Annotated in this window: 1 protein-coding gene (only partly in view); it reads right to left on the bottom strand. The window is 73.6% G+C overall.

Annotated features, from left to right (window positions below; translation table 11 throughout):
• Positions 1 to 20,783: the 5' portion of a hypothetical protein gene (locus ACH5AO_RS23520; RefSeq protein WP_398927869.1), read on the bottom strand. The gene continues 6,448 nt to the left of window position 1, outside the view; only the first 20,783 of its 27,231 coding nucleotides appear in the window; its start codon is at positions 20,781 to 20,783; its stop codon lies off the left edge, out of view.

Below are 20,783 nucleotides of genomic sequence, written 5' to 3'. Positions count from 1 at the left end.
AGGGCCGGATCGGTGACGAGACGGGCGGCGATCCGAGGCGCCTGCGGCAGTACGTCGACGAGGTGCTCGGAGCGCAGTACGGCGGTGAGGCGGCCCAGGCCGTCACCGGAGCGCAGGCTCTCCTGCGCCGCCTCCAGCCAGCCCGGCGCTGTGAGTATCAGCGGCCACAACCGGGCGTGCGGCCGGAGCGCCGGCAGCAGTTCACGGTGGGTGAGGAGCACTTCGTAGGGGAAGTCCCCACGCACCTTGGTTCCGTTCTGGCCGAACATGGAGAGCGTGGCCACCAGCGTGAGTTCTCTGCTGATCCGCCACGATGCCTCACTGGGGTTCGCGGCTTCCTGGAGGGCTTTTCCGAGAGCCGGGAAGTTGTGGAGGACGCTGGCGAACTGCGTACCCTGCTGGGCCAGTTGCTTGATCAGGTCGACGCGGCCGCCGACCGAGTGGAGCAGGTCGGGATAGGGGAGGACGACGTTGCTGATCTGCCTGTTGGAATTGAGCAGCCGGACGATCTCCTCCCTTCCGAGCACGTCACCGAGAGCGTGTTCGTCCTTGAAGTTCGACATGCCGTACTTGGCGAGATCGGCCACCAGACTCGGGGCTTCACTCAGCCGTTCCACGATCTCGGGGTGGTGGAACAGCAGGAAAAAGATGTGATCGTACCTACCCAGGGCCGCCAGCAGGGACGGGTTGTGCAGCAGCATGTTCACGAGCGTCTGCGGCGTCTTCGGGGTGTAGGTCAGCACCTTCACGAGGTCCGGCACCCTGGTGAGGGCGTCCTCCTCCGTGAGACCGCTCTCCTGGATCGCCGCCGCCAGCCTCTCCTCGGTGATGGTCGGCAGATGGACCTGCCGGATGCGGGTCAGGTCCGCCTGGCTCACGGGGACCCTGGACAGGTCGACGGTCTGGGCGGCCTGGCGAATGGCCGCCTGGATCTGCGGGGACAGCACCGGCCTGCGTTGCGCCACGGGCGGCATGCCTCCCAGGAGGCCTTCCCTCACCCTGGTGCCGAAGGCGTCGGCCATCGCCGCCGACTCCTCCTGCGCCTGCTGCGGTCCGTGGAGGTCACGCACGTACACGAGGCGGTTCACGATGGCGGAGTGGAGTTCGGTGTAGCTCTTCTCCTCGGGGGTCAGGCCGTCACGGATGATCACGGGGGGCCGGTGCACGGTCATGTGCTGCTTGATCACCTCCCGCGCCCGCTGCTGGTACCACTCCTGGCTCTTCTTGCCCAGCGCCTTCCGCGCCTCGGCGAAGCGTCCGGCCCACTCGTCGGCGGCGGGATGCGCGGGAGCGGCCGGTGCCGCTTCGGCGGTCCGGGCCTGGCCCAGGTCCCGGTTCCCCCGCTGCCTGCCCTTCTTCGAGCCCTTGCCGTCCTGTCTCCCTTGTTCTCCCTTCGAGGCCCCCGTGGCGGCGGTCCTCGCCGTCCGCTCCCCGAGGACGGCGGCGACGGTCGCGGCGGCTTCCGCGCCGGCGACGTCGAGGGTGTACACCACGGCCGCCCGGCGCGCCTCGCGGGCGTGACCGTCGGTGTCCCCGCCCGCCGGCGTCGCGGCGAGGATCTCGTCGGCACGGCGCACGGTGTCCTCGTCCGCCGCGTACAGCGCCACCGCTCCCGGGTCGATGCCGTGCGCCGGCAGCTCGGTCAGGGCGGTGGCCCAGCGGCCGGCGGCGGCACGGTCCGCGGGAGCGGCCTTGACGGCGTCCAGCGCACCGTGCAGGGCGACGAGGGCCCGGCCCAGCCGCTCGACACGGCGCGTCTCCGCCTCCCAGACCGCCTCGGCGACCGGCCGGGGCGCGGGCGACGCGGTGAAGGTGGTGCGGGCGGCGGTGGCGACGGCCGCCGCTTGCCTCCGGTAGTGATCCAGGTGCTGGTCCTCGGGGAGGGCCAGCGGCCCTGCCACATAGGTGGCCCCGGCGCCGGCCCACTGGTAGTTGTTCGCCTGCCGGGCGTGGCTGACCGCGTAGACGACCAGGTCGACCTTCCCGTCCGGTGTCGGTCCGTAGTAGAAGGAGAGGCCGCCGCTGCCGCTGTCCAGGTGGGCGTGCAGCTTGCTGTTGACCGCGATGCGGTCCTCACGTACCCCTTGGGTGGATGTCGCGAGGCGTTCGATGACACTCATCTGCTGCGGTGTGAACGAGGACGCCCCCAGCCCCCGGGAGTACACGACCCGCCCGCTGTGCACCCACGTCGCGGGCTTGACCGGGTGGAACCCCTTGAGCCGCTCCTGTGCCTCCTTGCGCTCCCTCTCGTTCTTCTCGTGCCAGCGCGCGACCCTCCGGTCCCACGCCCGCGCCGCCAGGCCGCGCGCCGTGCGCCGGTGCGGCGAGTCGGAGAAACCGGCTCCGATCTCGGCCGTGTACTTCTCGAACGCCTTGCGGAACGTTTCCTGCGACGTCCCCTCCTGGGGCGCGAACCTCCGCTCGAGGTACCCGGCGAACGTGACCGCCGGTTCGGCATCACCGGCCCTGCCCGCCTCGTACGCCAGGGAAGGCGTCTCTTCCCAGAGGGGGAGCATTTCGGGGCTCTCCGTGAGCAGCGCCCCCAGCTGGGCGAAGGCGAGGAGCTGGTCGGCGACCTCCGGCGTGATCAGGTGGGCCGGCTCGGGTTCCGGTGCGGGTCGAGCGGCCTGTGCCCCGGCGGGATCCGGCTCCGCGCGCCGTTCGGCGACGGGGCCGCGCGCTTCCTCCTGCACGGTTCCGTCCGTGCGCGGAGTCTCCCGCGGGACGGCCGCGGACGCGGCGGTGTCCCCGCCGGCCCGCCCGGCGCGGAACGAGGACAGCGCCGCGAGCAGCTCGCTCGGGTCCCCGTTGTCCGCCGTCGACAGGAGCTGCGGCGGCAGGGCCCTGACGGCTGTGCTGAAGTCGCTGTCCTTCAGGGCGCGCCGCTGCAGTTCGGGGTGGCGGGCGAAGGCCGCGGTGAAGGAGGCCGGCTGGTCCGCCAGCAGGCGGACCAGGGCCCTGACCCGCAGGGCCTGGTGCAGCAGCCCGGCGCGTTCCGCGTCGAGGTTCCAGTCCTGCGTCGCCAGGGTCTCGGCCACGGCGGGGTACCAGGACAGTGCGCGAAGCAGCCTCGAGTCGGCCAGCCGCGACAGCTCGGGGTTGCGGACCATCACCCGCCACACGGTGCTGTCGGCGATCGCCTCGTCGATCAGCACCCGGTGCCTCAGCAGCCCCTTGACCAGGACGGGCGACGAGGCCAGGGCCTCGAGGGCCGACGCCCTGCCGGTCGTACGGGGCCGCCCGCTCCGCCGGGTGCGCGTACCGTCCGCGCGGGCGGGCGGGGCCGTGGCCGGACCGGCGGGGAACAGCAGACCGCGCAGCGCGACGGAGCCGATGAGCAGATCACGCAGATGTTCGTCGCCCGCCAGCGCGCGTGTCAGCCGCGGGTGCTCTCTCAGGACCCGCAGGACGGCGGGGGCCTCGATGACCGCCCACTTGTCCCGGGGCAGCTCGCTCAGCACGGCGAGCACGTACGGAATGCTCTTGACGGTCTCCCAGCGCTGTGGGCCCGCGCCCAGCGCCCAGGCCGGAAGATCCGGGTGCCGGCCCAGCAGGTCGAGAAGGTCACGGTCCTGTGCCAGGGAGAGCAGTTCCCCCTTCGCGGAGACGACCTTCGCGTTCAGGAACAGTGTCCTCTGCAGTTCGGGGACGGACGCCAGGGCGCTCTCGTCCTCGGTCCGCAGCTGCGTCAGGTCCTCGAGCCGGCCCTCCGCCTGTATGACCGCTGCCTGCAGCAGGGGGCGGGCCTTGGTGATCCGGTCCGCGGTCGCCGTCTCCGCAAGACGCTCCATGTTCGCCTTGCCGGCGTCCAGGTTGGTCATCGCCAGGCCGTTGACGATGTCCGGACTCCTCACGAGCAGCTCGCGTACCCGCAGTCCTTCGCCCCGCTTGAGGAGATAGTCGCCGTGGTGCCCGAACACGTGCACGAGGGAAGGGTTGTGCCGTGTCATCATGCGCAGCGCCGGGGACAGACCGGCCAGGGCCTTGAACCGGGGCGCGGTGTCATAGGTGGTGTACCGGTACTCGTAGGCGGTGATCACGCGGAGGAAGTGCGGATCGACCGTCGCCTGGTACTGGAAGTCGTCGTCCCACTCCATGCGGCGCAGCGCCTCCGGGCGTTCCCGCACCACGTCGAAGAGCACCGGTTCGGTGAGGAAGGCCTGGGCGAGCGCCTCGTTGCGCGGCTCGCGCAGACTGCTGTGCACTTCGTCGGAAGCCTCCGCGAGCTTGGTGACGGCGAGGCCGCCGGTCTCCCCGGGCACCGCCTGCCCCAGGTCGCGCACCACCTGGTCCCGGGACCGCTTGGAACGGAGGATCTTCAGTGCTTCCTGGAGGGCGGGGTCGAGGGGCATGCCCTCCTCGGTGTAGCTCCGGGGTTTCTGCGTGATCCTGCTGCGCAGGGCGGTGCCGCCCGTGGCCGCCGTCTTCTGCCAGCTCCTGGGCTCCTTGTTCCATTCCTTGCCCACCTCGGGGCGGATGATCGCCGCCGCCAGCAGGCCCGGCTCCCGCGTGAGGGCGTCGAACGCGCGGGAATCGTCCATGGTCATGCTCGCGTGCAGAGCCGACATGAGGTCGGTGTCGTCCCACAGGAGCTTCCAGTGCCGGGCTCCGAGCCGGACGTCGGACTCGTACAGACGGGTCATGAGTCCCGGAACCCGCTGGAGGTTCTCGACCGTCCGCACCAGGTAGGGCGGAATCTCGTCGTCCCGCTCCGGCAGGAAGGGGGCCACGAGCGCGGGATGCCTCAGCAGTACGGGAACGAGGCCGACCTCGTCGGACAGCAGGGCCTGCCTCATCTGCGCGTTCAGACCGGTCGGGTAGGCGAGCAGGTAGAACATCGTGTCCTGCGGCCGGACCATCGGGGTGAAGACGCGGGGTTCGCGCACCAGGAGCTCGTCCTCGAGCGACGGGGACCCCTTGGTGAAGACTTGCAGGGCATTGTCGACGTTCCGCCACGCCAGTGCGAGCGGGACCGCGTCCGGCCGCCACTGATCTTGCGTCGAGCTCGTGCTCGCGAAGTACTCGACGTCCTTCAGGGAGCTCTCACGCGCCGTCTTCACCGTGATGGACTTTTCCGACAGGTAGAACGACAGCTGCGGATGCATCGCCACGATGCGGCCCACCCCCTCGGGAGAGGAGAGGACGACGGGCCGGACCATGTCGAGCCACCAGAGCCGGTGCTGCTGTCGCCCACCGTCGTCGAGGATGTTGGGGACGAGCAGGGGTTCCATCCGGTCTCGCACGACGACGCGCGCCAGCTTCTCATCCTTCGTCAGCGCCGTCAGAAGCGACTTGTTGACGTCGGGTACGTGTTTCCAGACGGGGTCGGACGCCACCAGCCGGTCGAGCAGCTCTCCCACCGGCAGTGTGTCGATCTCGTCCGCGGTCGGCGGCGTCGCCGTCCGCTCCCGCACGGGACCGGCACCCGCCGTCCTCAGCGCCGCCGCCAGCTCGGCGTCGGCGACGTCGTCGAAGAACTTCGGCTGCGCCATGAGAAGCCGCGCGACCGCCTCGTTCTCCGTGGCTTCCCTGAGGAACTCGGGGTCCTTGAGAAGGCGTTCGCCGAGCCGGGAGGCGTACGGGAGAACGATCATGAGATCGTGCGTGGCGTTGTCGAGCAGCAGGCGCCGCAGTGGGGAGTCCTCCAGGAGCGCGGCATGGGCCCCCGGCACGGAGAAGAGCACCGGCCACAGCATCTGCCTGCTCCGCAGACGGGAGACGAGGTCCGTGTTCCCCAGGACCTTGGCGATCGGGAGCCTCGGTACGAGACGGTTGTCGACGATGGCGTCGGTAAGTGCATGCATCAGCCCGCTCTCACTCAGCACCCGGCGCACCCGCTCGCCGTTGCCCAGCTCCAGCATCGCCGCACGGATGATGTCGAAATGCACCAACGTGGTCGGGATGTCCGGACTCAGTCCTTCGTGGAGCCAGCCTTCGAGGACCTCGGCCGTCATGCCCGGCTGGCCCAGCACCGTGAGCGCGTAGGCCATGTCGGTACGCATCCGGGGATGGCGTTCGAGCGTTCTCACCACGTCCGCGTTGTCCAGCGCCCGCGCCACCTCGAACGGCAGCGCCTCGGCCAGGCCGACGTCGTAGAAGTACTGGACCAGACTGGGCGCCTGCACCAGTGTGGAGATGAGGTGGGGACTGGTGTTCAGCAGTTCGGCGACGCCGCGATGCCGGGCGGCAGCCGCCAGCAGGTGCGGGAACTCGAGAAGCTTCGCCGGGTTCTCGTAGATTCCGCCCGCCGGAACGCTGATGGCCGCCCGCAGGAGGTGTTCCAGGGGCCTTCCGTCGTCCCATCCGACGGCGGCCACGGCGTTTTCCAGCCAGGTCCGCATCGTGGTGATCGAACTCGCTGCGGGCGACGCGCCGACCAGCTCGCGCGTCAGGGCCGGAGCCAGCGCCACGGTCTTGTCGATGGCCTTCCGCGCCGCTTCCGGAAGGGCGGAGGGGCGGGCCGTCCGCGGCGGCATGCCCGCGCGCAGTCCGCCCGTGTACGCGGTGCCGAAGGCCTCCGCCATGGACGACGACTCCGCCAGCGCCGCCTGCGGGCCGTCGCGGTGGAGGACGAACACGAGGCGCTGGACCATGCTGTCGAAGAGACTGGCGTATTCCCGCTCGGCGGGGGACAGGTCGGCGTCCCGGATCACGGCGGGAGGACGGTGCTCGGCCATGTAGGCCCGTACGACCTGCCCGGCCTGCTCCTCGTACCAGCTCTCGGGCTTCTTCCCCGCCCACCGCTCCGCCTCGGCGAACCGCCCGGCCCACGCGGCCGGCCCGGTCGCGTCGGCGGCGGGAACCTCGGCGCTACGGGCCCGGTCGGCGGAGTCGGGCCGCGGCGACAGGGCTTGCGCCGTTCCGGCCGGCGCTTCCGTCACCTCGTCCGGGGCGCCGGGGAGCACCTGCGTGCCCGACGTCTCCTCTTCGCGTACCACAGGGGCCTCGGCGGCCTCCCGCCGGTCCTCACCCACTGACCCGACCGTGCTCACGGCCTCCCCGGACGCCTCCGGCTGGAGGTCGACCGTGCTCCGGGCCTCCCGCCGGTCCTCGCCCACCGGCCCAGCCGTACGCCGGGCCTCCCCGGACGCCTCCAACTGGAGGTCGACCGTGCTCTGAGCCTCCCGCCGGTCCTCACCGACCGACCCGACCGTACGCCGGGCCTCGTCGACCGGCTCAGCCGTGCTCACGGTCTCCCCGGGCGTCTCCGGGTGGGGGTCGACCAGGACCAGGGCTCTGCGGCGGAGCACGGGGGCCCCGACCGGCCGGTTCCGCGCCGTGTCCTCGGGCGCGGGACGCATCCCGGCCAGGTCGCGTCCGCGGTTCACCAGCCGCAGGTCGACGAAGTCGTCGGGCGCCGCGGGACCGTCGAGGGCGGCGTGATCGCCGCGCAGGTGGTCCAGCCGGTCCGTCAACGCGTTCGTGAAAGCGGAGCGCAGCTCCTCCAGGCGGCGCCCGGCGACGCTCCGCGCCCGGCCGGGTTCCGCGAGCCGCAGCAGGGTGGAGCCGCGGCCGTTGGCGCCTGCCGAGAGGGTGACCACGGGGCGGGGGAGCCCGTGCCGGCTGTTCCAGTGCGCGATCTCGGCGACGCGTTCCGCGAGGCCGGCGAGCCGGTGCCGGGCGTCCGGGGAGAGGACGGTGGTCCCCTCCCCGAAGTCGAACACCGTCCGGTCGCCCCGGGGGAAGGCGTGCCCGCCGACGAAGGAGGCCGCCGCCCGCGCGTCGTGGGGGGCGTCCTCCCCGGTGACCGGTGCCGCCGGCTCGTCCGTGACCAGGCGCAGCCGCCACAGACCGGCGGGCTCCGGCAGCCCCTGGGCGCGGGACAGCTCCCGCACCGCCAGACGCGCCTCGCGCACGGCTCGCGCGTGCCGCTGCTCCGCCTCCTCGAAGGCCCCGCCGGCCGGGCCGGGACCCTCCTGGGTGCCGGAGGCGTCCAGGAGGTCACGACGCGCCCACTCCAGCCGGCGCAGGGCCTGCCGGACCACCTCGCGGGCGGCCGTGACGACGGCGTCGGCCGACGGCCCGTCGGTGCCGGGCTCCGTCTCCCCCTCCTCGACTCCGGCCGGGTCGGCGAGCCGTCGTAGACCCTCCTCCACCGCCTCCGCGACGGCCCGCTCCTCCTCCCGGCGTGCCTGTGTCTCCAGCACCACGTGGGAGCGCCCGTCCTCGCTCCGCAGGATCACCGAGGCCCAGTCGCCGGCCGGGCCGCCGTCCGTCCGGGGGACGCGGTACGCCTCCCCGACCTCGGCACGGACGACGGCGGGAGCGGGGCGAGCGGCAACGGACGAAGCCGGGGCGTCGACCGCGGCGTCGAGGAGGGCCCGGACGGCGGGGCCTTCGGCGCCGTTCCGGGGAACCACCCGTACCGCCCCGTGGGCGTCCCGCAGGACGAGGTGGTCCGGCGGGCCGCCGATCACCTGGGCCGCGAGCTCCTCGCCCACCTCCGAGGGCTCCTCGCGGAACACGGGCCGGACGCGCACGAGCGGCTGCCCACCGCCGTGGAGGGTGACGGTGACCTCCCGGTCCACGGCGAGGTCGATGCCGCTGCGGGCCGCCGCCAGTCCGGCCCTGGCCCGCTCCACGACCGGCGGCGAGGCGAAGACCTCCTGGCTGTCCCCGTGGTGCGGTACGGCGATCGTGCCGTCGGCGGAGACCCGCAGCGGCGGACGGGCGCCCTGCGCGACGGGCCGGACGACGGACACCGGCTCCCCGGCGGACGCGCCGTCGTCCGCGGGGCGCGGCGCGCGCACCCGGCGGAAGAGGTCCGCGGCGCCGTGTTCGGGCAGGTCCACCGTGTACGCGGTGGTGGAGTCCGCCGGCTCGGACTCGGACGGGTCCGCGGGCTCCCCGGGGGTGTCCCCGGCCGGGCCGGGCAGACGGCGCAGCAGCGCCGCCGGGTCGTCGTGGCCCCAGGCGTGCAGGGCGGCCTCCGCCAGCGACAGCCGCAGCCGCGCCGCCGCCAGGGCGACCGGGTCCGCGAGCGCGGGGGGACGGGCCAGGGCCGCGGACGCGGTGGCGCCGGCGAGCGGGGACGGCGCGCGGTGGACACGCAGGCGCAGTTCCGTGCGCGCGAGGTTCTCCCTGGCCCGTACGTACTGCTCCCACGCCTGGTGGCGGGAGCCGGGAAGGCGGGCCAGGTCGCGCGCGTCGGGGACGTGCCCGCGCCCGTCGAGTTCCAGGAGCCGCCGCAGGCCGTCCGGCTCCACGGCGTCCACGGCGGTCGCGGCCGCCCGCGCGCGGTGGAGCCGGTCGGTGTCGAGCCGCGCGCCCAGCGCGAGGAAGGGAAGGACCGCGGCGTCCTCCCCCATCGCGCGCAGCCGCGCCGGCGCCGCCAGGACCGTCCCCCGGGCGTCGAGGTCGAAGGAGCCGGACGGGAGGTGCCGCGGCTCCTCCGTCTCCCGCTGCGCCCCCAGGTCGTACCAGTGGATCTCGCCCCGCTGGTTGAGCGCCTGGAGCAGTACGTGCCGCCTGTCCGCGCCGCTCCCCTCGGACGGGGGCACGAAGACCAGGGACCGGGCGCCGTTGCCGGCGGTGCGCAGCCGGTCGCGCAGGATCTCGAGGTCGGCGTGGAGCGGACCGTTCCACGGTCGGAACGCGGCCGTCAGCCGCAGGTCGTCACCCGACGGCGCCGGCCGCGCGCCGGCGCCGTCCGCGTCGTCCCGGAGGTCCTGGGCCCGTATCCGCGCGGTCCAGGCGCCGTCGTCGAGGGCGGGCAGGCCGAGGATCTCGCCGGTCACGGCGGTCAGCAGGGCCCGGCGCTCGGTGGTGATCTCCTCCTCGCCCCGCGCCAGGGCGCGCAGCCCGGTGAGCAGCGTCGTGGCGTCGGCGCGGGGGACCGCCCCGGCCAGGGAGGAGGGAAGCGCGGCACGGTCGCCGGTGGTGAAGCGCCACAGCCGTCCGAGCACCTCCGGCAGTCCGGCGTGGACGGCAGCGAGCCGGGACTCGCGGCGCTCGGCCTCGGCGTCCAGCACCGAGGCGAAGTCCCGGCCGCCGTCCCAGGAGGTGCGGTACAGCCCGGCGAGTTCGTCCGGGGTCAGGCCCAGCCGCTCGGCGCGGTCGCGCTGCGCCGCGGTGAGGAGGCCGGCCCCGGCGGCCTGGTGTGCGCTGAGGGACCGCCGTCCGGGGGCCTGCGGGTCGGCGGGGTCGAAGGCGTGGACGAAGCCCCAGGGGTCGGCCCAGCGGGTGTGGACCGGGCGGCCGGCGCGGACGAGGTCCAGGCGGACGTGGGCCCCGAGTTCGAAGGCGATGCCGCGCACGAGGTGGTCGTGCGGCAGGCCGAGGACGCGTGCCGCGGCCGGCGGCCTGACCGGGCCGCCCGTCGCGGTCGCCGTGGCGCTGTTGACGGCCCTGAGGAGACGCTGGACGCGCGCCGCGGGGGTGGTGGACCCGCCGTCCGCGCTCCGCGGCTCCTCGACACCGTGGACGCCGGCGGCCCAGTCCCGGGTCCGCTCGAGCGCCGCCTGTTCGAGGTCGTCCAGGTCCAGCCGCAGCGCGACGGCGCCGCCCGGGTCGGGGACCCGTTCGCGCAGCGCGGCGGCCAGCGCCTCGTGCAGGCGGCCGGTGTCGACGGACGCGGCGTCGAGCAGGAGCGCCGCCGCGGGCACGGGTTCGGCCCCGGCGAGACGGCGCCACCCCTCTTCCTCCCGCCGGACGACGCGCCGGCGGTCGGCGAGGTCCTCACGGAGCCGCGCGATCTCGTCCTCGTGCAGTTCGGCGTAGACGTCGCCGCCGAAGTCACGGCTGGTGTGCCAGGGGCCGATGAGGTCCTTCCTCATCAGGCGCGGGGTGTGTTCGCGGCCCTCGAGGTGCATCCGGGCGCGGAACCTGACCAGCATGGTCGGCCCCTGCTGCTTGACGTGCTGCTCGCGCCGGTAGTTGCGGTTGCCGGTGCCGGCGACACCGCTGCTGGTGACCCGGGAGTGCGGGAGGTCGAAGGAGCTGTTCTCGAGGCCGGGCTGGTGGTCCCCGGTGACGACGTTCGGCGACGCGCTGCCGGACGGCCGCCAGTGGTTGTCGCCGCGCCGGACCGACGTACCGTCCTGGTGCTTGGAGTAGCGGCCCGTGCCGCTGCCCGCCACCGGACCGAGCACGGTGAGGTCGACGAGTTCGGCCGACAGCCTCAGTTCCGCGGTCCGGGAGTCGCCGGCCAGCTGGACGTCGGTCAGCCGGGCGGAGCCGCCGGTGACGGCCCGCCGCACCAGCTGGGTGGTCTGGTGCCGGCCCAGTTGCGCGGGCAGGCTCAGGCTGAGGATCGACCGGTCGTGCGAGCCGGTGAGGCGTGTGACCGCCTTGCGCGCCGCGGCCCTGAGGCCGTCGCCCTCGGCGTCGTGGCCGAAGACGCGCCGCAGCAGCGACTCGGCGACCGGCAGGGCGTCGTCCACCAGGACGGGCAGCAGGTACGCGTCCTTCGGCAGCGCGGGGACCGGTGACAGCAGCCGTGGTCCGCGAGGCCCCTGGAACTCTCCGAACCGGGCGAGCCCGGGCGGAAGCTCCAGGTGCAGGCGCGCGTCCGCGCGGGCCGTGAGCGGGGTGGAGCGCTCGGGGTGCCGTCCGCGGGAGCGCGTGACGACGGCGTTGTTCACGGGGCTCGTCGAGATGTTCCTGCGCTCGACGGTGACGACGACCTCACCGTCCATGCCGATGATGTCGGTGCCGCCGTGGGCGTAGACCGTGGATTCCTCCGTCACCTGCCGGGTCGACGAGCGGTTCCTGCCGTGGGAGGCGCTGAAGGCGAGGCCTCCCGTCGCCGAGGCGCTGCCGCTCTCGCCGCCGCCGAGGCGGCCGACGGTGAAGGCCTGGGAGACGGTGAGGGACTTCTCGTCGCTCGTGTTGTGGTAGTCGTGCGCGTAGTTCTCCAGGCCCGAATCGGGTACGAACTCGACGGCGCGGAAGGAGGGGTTGAGCCGCAGCTGGACCGTGACCTGCACGAAGTCGCGGAAGGGAAGGCTCCACGCGCTGTTGCCCGACCCGGTGGCGCCGGGGTTGTACAGGTACAGGGTGAGACCGGAGGCGGACAGCGCCTCCTCGAGGAGGGTGCCCTCCCGGCCGTGCGCGAAGAGCGCCTGGAGGGCGTTGAGTCCTCCCTGGAGCCGGCCGACGCGTATGTCGGGGAACAGCGATTCGGCCAGGTCGCGGGGGCGTTCGGTCCATACCTCGGTGCGCGCGGTGAGCAGACCGGGGGCCGCCCGGTCCACGAGGTCGCGCACCATGCCGAAGACGGTGGTGGCCTTCTCCCCGCGGTCGCGGAGGACCAGGCTGTGGACGCCCGCGTGTCCGAGCGTGCGCCGGTCCCCCGTGGTCCCGGTGCCCTTCAGGTACTCCGGCGGGGCCGGCTGTTCCCGCTGCTGTGACGGATCGTCGAGCACCAGCCCGAACACCTCCCGGAACCTCTCCCTGTGGTCCGGGTCGAGGACGGGTGTCTCGCCGCTGTGGTGGCGCTCGACGAGCACGGCGGCCAGTGCCGCGGGGGTGACGGGCTCCTGGGCCCGTGCGGGTCCGCCGGCGCCGTCCCGGCCGGTGTGCCGGTCCCCCTGGGCAGGGGCCTCCTCCGTCACCGGAGGCCGGGCGCCGGCCCGGCTCTCCTGCCAGCGGGTGAGCAGGCCCGCCACGGTGTTCCCGCCCAGCGCGAGCTCTCCGGTCCGCCAGCGCCCGGCCGCGTCGGCCAGTTGACGGTCCGACACCGGCAGCCGCTCCCCGGGGTCCAGGGAGGCGTAGTGGGACAGCGCCACGTTCTCCGGCACCCCGGCCACCACGAGGCCGGTGCCCCCGTCGATCTCCGTCGCCCGCTGGTGCGCGAGGACGAACTTGCCGTCCTTGGCCAGGTTGACGCCGGCGCCCGCCCTGACCTTCAGACCGTAGAGGTAGAGCCGTTTGATGTTGATCTGGATCCGTTCCAGACCCCCTGTGTCCTGGTGCGCCTGCCTTTCGGCCCATCCCCAGGTCCGGCTGATGTCCGCTCCTCCCTGCAGGAACCCGTCCGTGTCCCCGTCCGGCACCGGGCCGCCCAGCATCGTGTCCAGCTGGCCCCACGTCAGGCCCCACTGGCGCGAGCGGAAGGAGGAGCTCTGGCTGAGGTAGAGCTTGATCAGGCCGATGACCGCGGGGTCCGCGGTGGCTCCGTAGAACTCGGTCCCCCGCTGCAGGTCGGCCCGTACGTCGACCGCCGCGGTGGTGTCGCGGAAGAAGCCGGCGTCGAAGAACTGGTCGCTGGTGTACTGCCCGTGCGCGAGCTCGGTGAAGTGGGCGGTGAGCATCGTGCGCCCCAGGAACTGGTTCAGTTCCTGGTCGGCCGGTCCCTGCGGGCCGGTGAGCCCCCGCCGGTCCAGGTGGTCGAGGACCCGCGTCCGCAGATCGGGCAGGTCGAGGTAGATGAGGTAGGACTGCTCCAGCACGGACAGCGGCGGGGCGTTGTCCGACGGCTCGGACTCGCTCCGGGTGAAGGGGAGCAGGTGCAGCAGGGTCCGCTGGTCCGTCAGGGGCGGCACGACGGGGTTGCGTGCCCCGGGCTGGATCAGCCCGGGCAGGCCGGCGTGCTGGAGTTCGATCCGTACGTCGTAGTCGAGCAGGTAGCCGAAGCGGTCGGCCCCCCGGTACTCGAGCAGTTGCGGCTCGTTGGTGAGCATGTTCACGCCGGTGCCGTTGGTGAGGGTCCTGCTGACGTCGGCGCCGGTGCCGATGACCTTCAGGACCTGGCCGAAGGCGATCCGCGCCCGGCCGCCGAGCCTGATCCGCTGCGACCGGTCGGCCGTCAGGGCGGCGGTGTCCATGCCCATGGTCAGGTTGACGATCTGGACGTCCTCGACGGGTCCCTCGGACTCCGGCCCGGCGTGCTGCCGGGCCGTGATGGTGATCCGGGCGGCGTCGATGTCCCATCGGACACCGGCCGTCTCGCGCGGCAGGCGGAGGGTGAACACCAGTCCGCCCTGCTGGATCTCGTCGGCCAGGGACTGCAGCGCCTGGGTCGACGTGAACTTCTCCAGGAGGGCCAGGTTGGCGCTGCGGGCGGCCCTGGCGTCGCTGCCGCCGCGGGTGTCGGCGAGCGGTGCCCGCGGGTCGAGGGGCAGGAAACCCCGGTGCTTGAGCGCGTCGTAAATCCTCTGGCGCAGTTCGGTGGCGGTCCGGTGCTCGACCTGGACCAGGCCGGCGCCGAACCCGCGTCCCCGCGCGACCCAGATCGGCGGTCGCGGCTCCTGCGCGCGCGTGGTGGCGGCCGGGTGCTTCAGGGCCCCCTCCCCGCCGGGGACGAGGGCCGCCCCCTCCGCGTCGGCGAGGGGGGAGGACAGGACGCTGTCCTTGATCGCGGACCGTTCCACCGGGTAGCCGTGCCGGAAGGCCTCCGGCTCCGGCAGCCGCAGCAGCGCCCGCCCGGTCACCGGCCGCAGTTCCTCGGGCTGCTGTCCGCGCGCCGCGACCGAGACCGTGTGTTCCAGTTCCACCGCGTATCCGTTGGTGCGCCCCACATAGCGGTGCACCCGTACGTCCAGGCCCGTACGGCCGGAGCCGTGCGCGAATCCGCGGTTCCGGGACCAGCCGAGCGAGGCCTCGAACGCCACCGAGGGGTCGCCGAAGAGGAATTCCAGCGGGACGGCGCTCGCGGTGAAGGAGGCGTTCAGCCCGCTCTCGGCCGTGTTCCTGTGTCCGCCCCCGGTCCCCGCGATGCCCGTGCTCACGCTTTCCAGGTGGGTGGAGTCCGACGGATCGCCCACCATGCGGGCGGACAGCACCCGCGTCCGCACCACGATGTCCGCCTTGGGCTTCTTGTTGCCCTGCAGCGTGAACCGGTGGCCGCCGCGCACCGAGTCGTCGAGGAAGGTGTTGAGGTTCCACAGCTCGGCCACCAGGTTCCGGCGGGCGGCACTGCCCGTGGGCAGTTCGACGCCCTGCCTCCGCAGGCTTGTGATGATCCGGTCGAACAGTGCGGGCAGAGCGGTCAGACCGGACGCGTAGAAGACCCGCGGGAACGTCCCGTCGCCGACGGCCGCGTCCTGGGCGCGCACGGTGCCGCCGGCCGGCCGTGTGTAGTTCTCCGGCATCCATACGTACAGTTCCTCCGCCCCCTCCGGGCCGAGGGTCGCCTCCTTGAGCCATACGGTGTCCGTGCCGGCGCGTACCTTCGCCGAGAACCGGGTGCGGTAGGCCAGCAGCCGGCCCGGGGTCCGGCTGTCCTGGACCCGGCCCCGCTCGGCGTCGAGCGTCACGGAGGTGTCGCGGCTGTGCTGGTCCGAGAGGGTGAACCCGGGACCGGCCCGCAGGTGTTCGAACACCAGGCCCAGCGTGGCCGAGAGCCGGGCGGCCTTCGTCGCGCCCGAGTGTCCCGCGACGTGTGCTCCGGTGGCCAGCGCGGCCTGTACACCACCGGTGTGCCGGCGCGCCGGGCGCTCCGCCTCCTTGCCGGTGGCCGTGTCCTCCTCGGGGATCGGCGCGAGCCGTGTGCCGGTCGACGGCGCCACGTGCCGGGGGACGTCCACCTCGACCGGGTCGTGCGCGTCGAGCGTGATCAGCATCTCCACGCCGCCCAGCGTGATGAGGAAGCCGGAGTGGAGGTAGGGCAGGTTGGTCAGCAGGTGGCCCGGCAGGTCCGCCCACTCGTCCTCGGAGACGTGGCCGCCGATCTCGCCGGTCATGCGCCGCAGCTCCGCGACGAGTTCGGCAGCGTTCGGCAGACCGGCGGGGGTGATGGCGACGGACCTGGCCAGGGGGTCGGCATCGACCGTACGGCCCCGGGCGGCCGTCTCCCCCTGGTCACGGCCCTCGTCGGCGGCGAGCGGATCCGGGCTCCCGGTGAGGTCGCTTTCGAGTTCCTGGTCGCGGAGCCGCGACGGTCCCGCCACGGGTCGCCCGTCCGTACGCGGGTCGTCCTCCCGCTCCTGCGCGGGCCGGGCGGTACCGCCGCGGAGCCCGCCGCGGCGCACTCCGGTGCCGAACTCGTCCCGCAGGCCGTCGGAGACCAGCCGCGCGTGGGCCCGCGCGTCCGGGGCGTCGGCGTCGTGGGGAGGGCCGAGCAGCGCGGCCGCCACCTCGTGGACGATGAGGTCGTACAACTCGCGGTAGTCGCTCTCCGGTCCGGACAGCTCCGTGCGGAGGATCGGCGGAGGCTGGTGACCGGGGCCCACGATGTCCACGGCGGTGCGCAGCAGGGCCTCGCTGTCGGGGTGCGCCCCGACCGTCTCGCGTGCCGCGGCCAGGCGCCGGGCGACGTCCTCCCGCTGCCCGGGGTCCAGCCGTGGATAGCGCCCGGTGTCCGCGTCGTCGCCGGAGCGCACGGCGGCCGGCCGGGCGGGGGCGTCCTCCCGCACCTGGGCGGCTTCCGGTACGGCGTCGGCGGGGGAGGCGGGCTCCTCGACGAACGCCCCGGTGGGGACGGCACGGCCCGTGTTCACGGTCCGCGGCCGGTGGGGGGCGTCCGTGGACGGGCGGGTGGCGGAGGGCCGGTAGAGGTACTGGTAGGTGGTCTGGGCGGGATGGACGGTGAGGCCGAGGGCCTGGAGCACGGGCACGCGGGAGGGGGCCACACGGACGGCGCCCGTCTCCACGAGCCGGATCCATGCCTGGTCCCCGGGGGACAGGGCGGTGCGGTCCCCCTCGGCGAGCGCGAGACGGAGGAGGACGTGGTCGCCCTGCCGGGCCTCGGCACCGTCGTCGCGCCCGGTGCCGGGGACGGTCAGCAGCCGGGGACGGGGGCCCTGTCCCGCCGGGGGACGCCGGGTGCCGGTGTTCCTGGGCTCGTCGGGGACCGGGGGGCGCGGATCGAGGATGTCCGCGACCCGCTGACGCGTACGGTCGGCCGGGGCGTCGTCCTGCGGGGCGGGAACGTCCGCCGCCCTCCGGATTCCACGGCCGGACAGGGCGTCGTCCTCCGGAGCGGGAACGTCCGCCACCCTCCGGATTCCACGGCCGGACAGGGCGTCGTCCTGCGGAGCCGGAACGTCCGCCACCCTCCGGATTCCACGGCCGGACAGGGCGTCGTCCTGCGGAGCCGGAACGTCCTCGCCCCGCTGGGTCCCACGGCCGGACGGGACATCGTCCCGCGGAGTGGAGACGTCCCCGGCCTGCTGACGCGTACGGCCGGACAGGACGTCGTCCTGCGGAGCCGAAGCGTCCGCCACCCGCCGGGGTCCGTCGGCGGAGGAAGCGTCCTCCGGAGCGGGAACGTCACCGGCCTCCCGGGACCCGTCGACGGGGGCGGCGTCGTCGGTGCGGGCCGGACCGGCCGGCGGGGCGGCCGGCGCGGTGGTGCGGTCGGGGAGGCCGGGCTCCCGGGAGACCAGGTCGAGCGGGGGCCGGGCGGGGGGCGTGGCAGGGGCGGGTGTCCGGTCCGAGGGCGCGGGGCCGGGCCCCGTGCCGGCGGGAAGCACGGGCGGGGTGTCGAGGAGCAGCCTGAGACGCTCGGTGAACGGGCTGCGCGGCCCGGTGACGTGGTCGATCCGGTTGCCGGTGTCGTCGTTGGGGGACCAGATCAGGTCGAAGGCGCGGGCGGTCTCGCGCTGGTACCGCTGGGCGATCTCGGTGAGGGTCTCGGTGTCGATGTCATGGCGCCGGGCCGGTGAGTCGGGATGGCCGGTGAGGTCGAGGAAGTCGTCGGCGGCCCGTCGGGCGACGGTTTCCAGGGCGGAGGCGTGGTTGATGCGTTCCCTGGCGGTGGCCTTCAGCTCGGCCAGGCTCTCCTGCCAGGTACGCGGCAGTGTGCTGCGGTTGGCGGGGGAGGTGTGTGCCGCGGGACGGGCGCCGTCGTCGGACAGCGTCACGGGCCGGTCCGCCGCCTGGGCGGAGTGGGCGGGGGGCGACAGGAGCAGGTGGGGGTGGCGGGCGAGGAAGTCCTCGGTGCTGCGCTGGACGACGACGTCGTTCCACTCCGCCGTGAGCTGGTCGCGGGCGGCGGCCGACAGGGGGACGCCCGCGGCGATGTCCTCGTCGTTGGCGGCCAGCGCTTCCTCGAGGACGGTGCCCGCCTCGGCCAGGTTGCGGGCGCGCGTCGCTTCGAGGTCCAGTCGCGCCTGGATCTGCTCCGGCGCGAGGACGTCCTGCAGATGGTTCTCCCACCGGGCGTCGAGGCCTTCCGCGTCCCGCCGGGTCGCGGGCTCGCCGGACGGGTCCGCGGCGGGCGGAGTGGTGCCGGACGAGGTGACGGGGTGTCCGGTGACCAGACCGTGGTGGGCGGCGCGCAGTTCGGTCTCGACGTCCTGCCGCACGCGGTCGAGTGCGTCCGGGTCGACGGCGGCGCTGTGGGTGAGGTCGTCCCGCAGTTCGTCGGCGAGCCGGTCGAAGGCACGCATGGCGTCCTCGACCTGGCGGGAGCGGTCGACGAACTCGGTGACCCGCTGGGTGAGGTTGTCCCTCAGTTCGGCCAGCCGGGCTTCGGTGTCGGGGCCGCGCCAGGTGTTCGCCTCCTCCCGCTGTGCTTCCTCCCACTCCATGGCCAGCGGCGAGTCGGGGTCCAGGCCGGCCGCGTCCACGCGGTCGCCGACGGGTCCGTGGGAGACCGTGGCCGGCGGGAGCTGTCCGTTCCTGGTGGTCGCGCCGCCGGATTCCGGGGAGGTGACCGTGGTCGTCGGGCCGCCCGTCCGGCTCCCCGGGGGCGTCTGGGCCGAGGGGGAGGCGGGGTTCTGCGCCTGGGGCGGGGTGGCGGGGGTGAGGTAGGTCCGGTCGACGGCGTGGAGGTATTCGGCGCGCAGTTGGTTGCGCAGGGTGGCGAGGTCGAGGGGCGGGCCCGCCGGCGTGATGACTCCGCCCGACAGCATCTCGGCGGTGACGGGCCGCATCGACAGGGCCGCGGCCACCGCCCGTGTGTGGAGCGCGGGGTCGTCGCCTGCCGCCGCCGGCGGCCGCTGGTCCGGGGTCGTGCCGTCGAACGGTTCCCCGGTGACCTCCCGCACCACCGCGTCGAAGTCACGCGTGAACTGTTCATCGGCTCGCTGGCGTTCGGCCTGCCAGGCGGTGGCCCGGTCGACCACGTCGTTGTGTTCCAGGCGGAGCGTCCTGGCGGATTCGGCCGTCTTGCCGGGGTCTCCGTCGGCTTCGGAGAGCAGACGTACGCCGTCGGTGTCGACGACGTGCTTGACGAACTCCTGCCGCAGCCACCGCTGTCCCGCCTCGTCGGACAGGCGGGTGAAGGGCGGGGCGGCGGACGTGGACGGTTCGTCCGTGTCGCCGGGCGGGAAGGTGCCGGGCGGAGGGGTGACGGGTGTCCCGGTGGGAAGGGCGGTGTGGGCGCGGGTGGTGAGGAGGCGGTCGTAGTAGGCGTCGCGTTCCTGCTGGTAGGCGTCCCAGCGTTCCTGGCGGGTGGGGGTGGGCTGGAGTTCGGGGAGGGTCTTGAACGGGTCGTGGGTCTCCTTCAGATGACCGACCGCGCCGTGTGCCCCCATCTCCCCACCGGTCTCCAGCACACCCCCCACCGCACCGTTGGCCACACCCATCCCCGACACACTGAACCCCATCCCCAACGCCGCGTTGCCGGCCCCCTCCGCCAACGCCGACGCACCCGCACCACCACCCGCACCCACCCCCACCACCAGAGCACCCTTGGACCACCACCCCGGCGCCGTGAAACCCACCACCCGATGCGACAACAACTCCCGCACCCGACCCGACAACGGCCGCGGGGTGTCCCCCAGCAACCGGTACAGGCCATCGCCCAGACCACGACGCCCGTAATCGGCCGTGAACTTCCGCGCCCACGCCCGCCCCAGCTCCCGCGCCGCCCTCGCCCCACCCACCTGGCCGGCCAGATGCCGCTCGAACCGCGCCCCCGTCTCCTCGACGAACTCCCCCACCAGCCGCCCCCGCACCCCCGGCGCCAGCCACGACTTCTCCAGCACATCCGCCATCCGCCCCACCGACACGGCAAACCCCCGCCCGAAGGACCCCGACACCCCCTCCCCCACACCCCCCACCACAGCACGCCCACCGGCCGACCCCACCGCCCCCACCACACCCCGCCCACCAGCCGCAGCCACCGCGGACGACGACACAACAGACGACGAAGCAGAGGAAGTAGTGGACGATGTCACCGCGCGGCCGGACACCGGCGGCCCGTCGCTCACCGCCTCATCCAGCTCCCGCACCAGAAACCGGCCCCCCGGCCCCCCGCCCGCACCCCGCATCCACCGGCGCACCCCACCCACCAGCGAACCCCCCACCGCCGGCAGCACCCACCCCACCGCACCCCCCACCGCACCCGAAACCGCAGCCTGCCGCAGATACTCCTTCTCCCGCCGCGTACGGAACCCCTTCGCCCCCGCCTCCATCAACGAGAACTTCTCGATCGCCACCCCCAACACCGTCTCCGCCGCCACCATCGCACCCGCACGCGACGCCACCCACACCAACAACCGCGCCAAAATGTTCTGCATCAACAACCGGTACAACGCCTGCAACCGCAACAACTGCAACAACGCACCCAACGGATTCAGCCACGCCAGCGCCATCACCGCCGCGATCTCCACCACCAGACGCAACGCATGCCACTTGATCGACGCATTCGTCTTCTCCACCTGCACCGCATACTCACGCGCGAACGACGCCAACTCCCCCGCCCCCGCCACCAGAGCACGCACATACTCCAAACCCTCACCCCCCGAGAACGCCCGCATCACCCCACGGAACCGCTCCCCCCACTCCCCCTCCACCGCACCCGACACACCCCGCCCCGCCAACCCCGCGAACCGCTCGAACTCCTCCAACACCCCCACCAGCACCTCATGCGGCACCACCACCTCATCCACCACCCGCCGCCCCTTCGCCTGCGCGGGCCGCACCCCCAACACCACCTCGAGAAACGTCGCCAA

Source organism: Streptomyces sp. NPDC018964, from assembly GCF_044390325.1.
Lineage (GTDB): Bacteria > Actinomycetota > Actinomycetes > Streptomycetales > Streptomycetaceae > Streptomyces.
The sequence above is the reverse complement of the archived record's forward strand: the minus strand, read 5'-3'. Positions and strand labels throughout refer to the sequence as shown.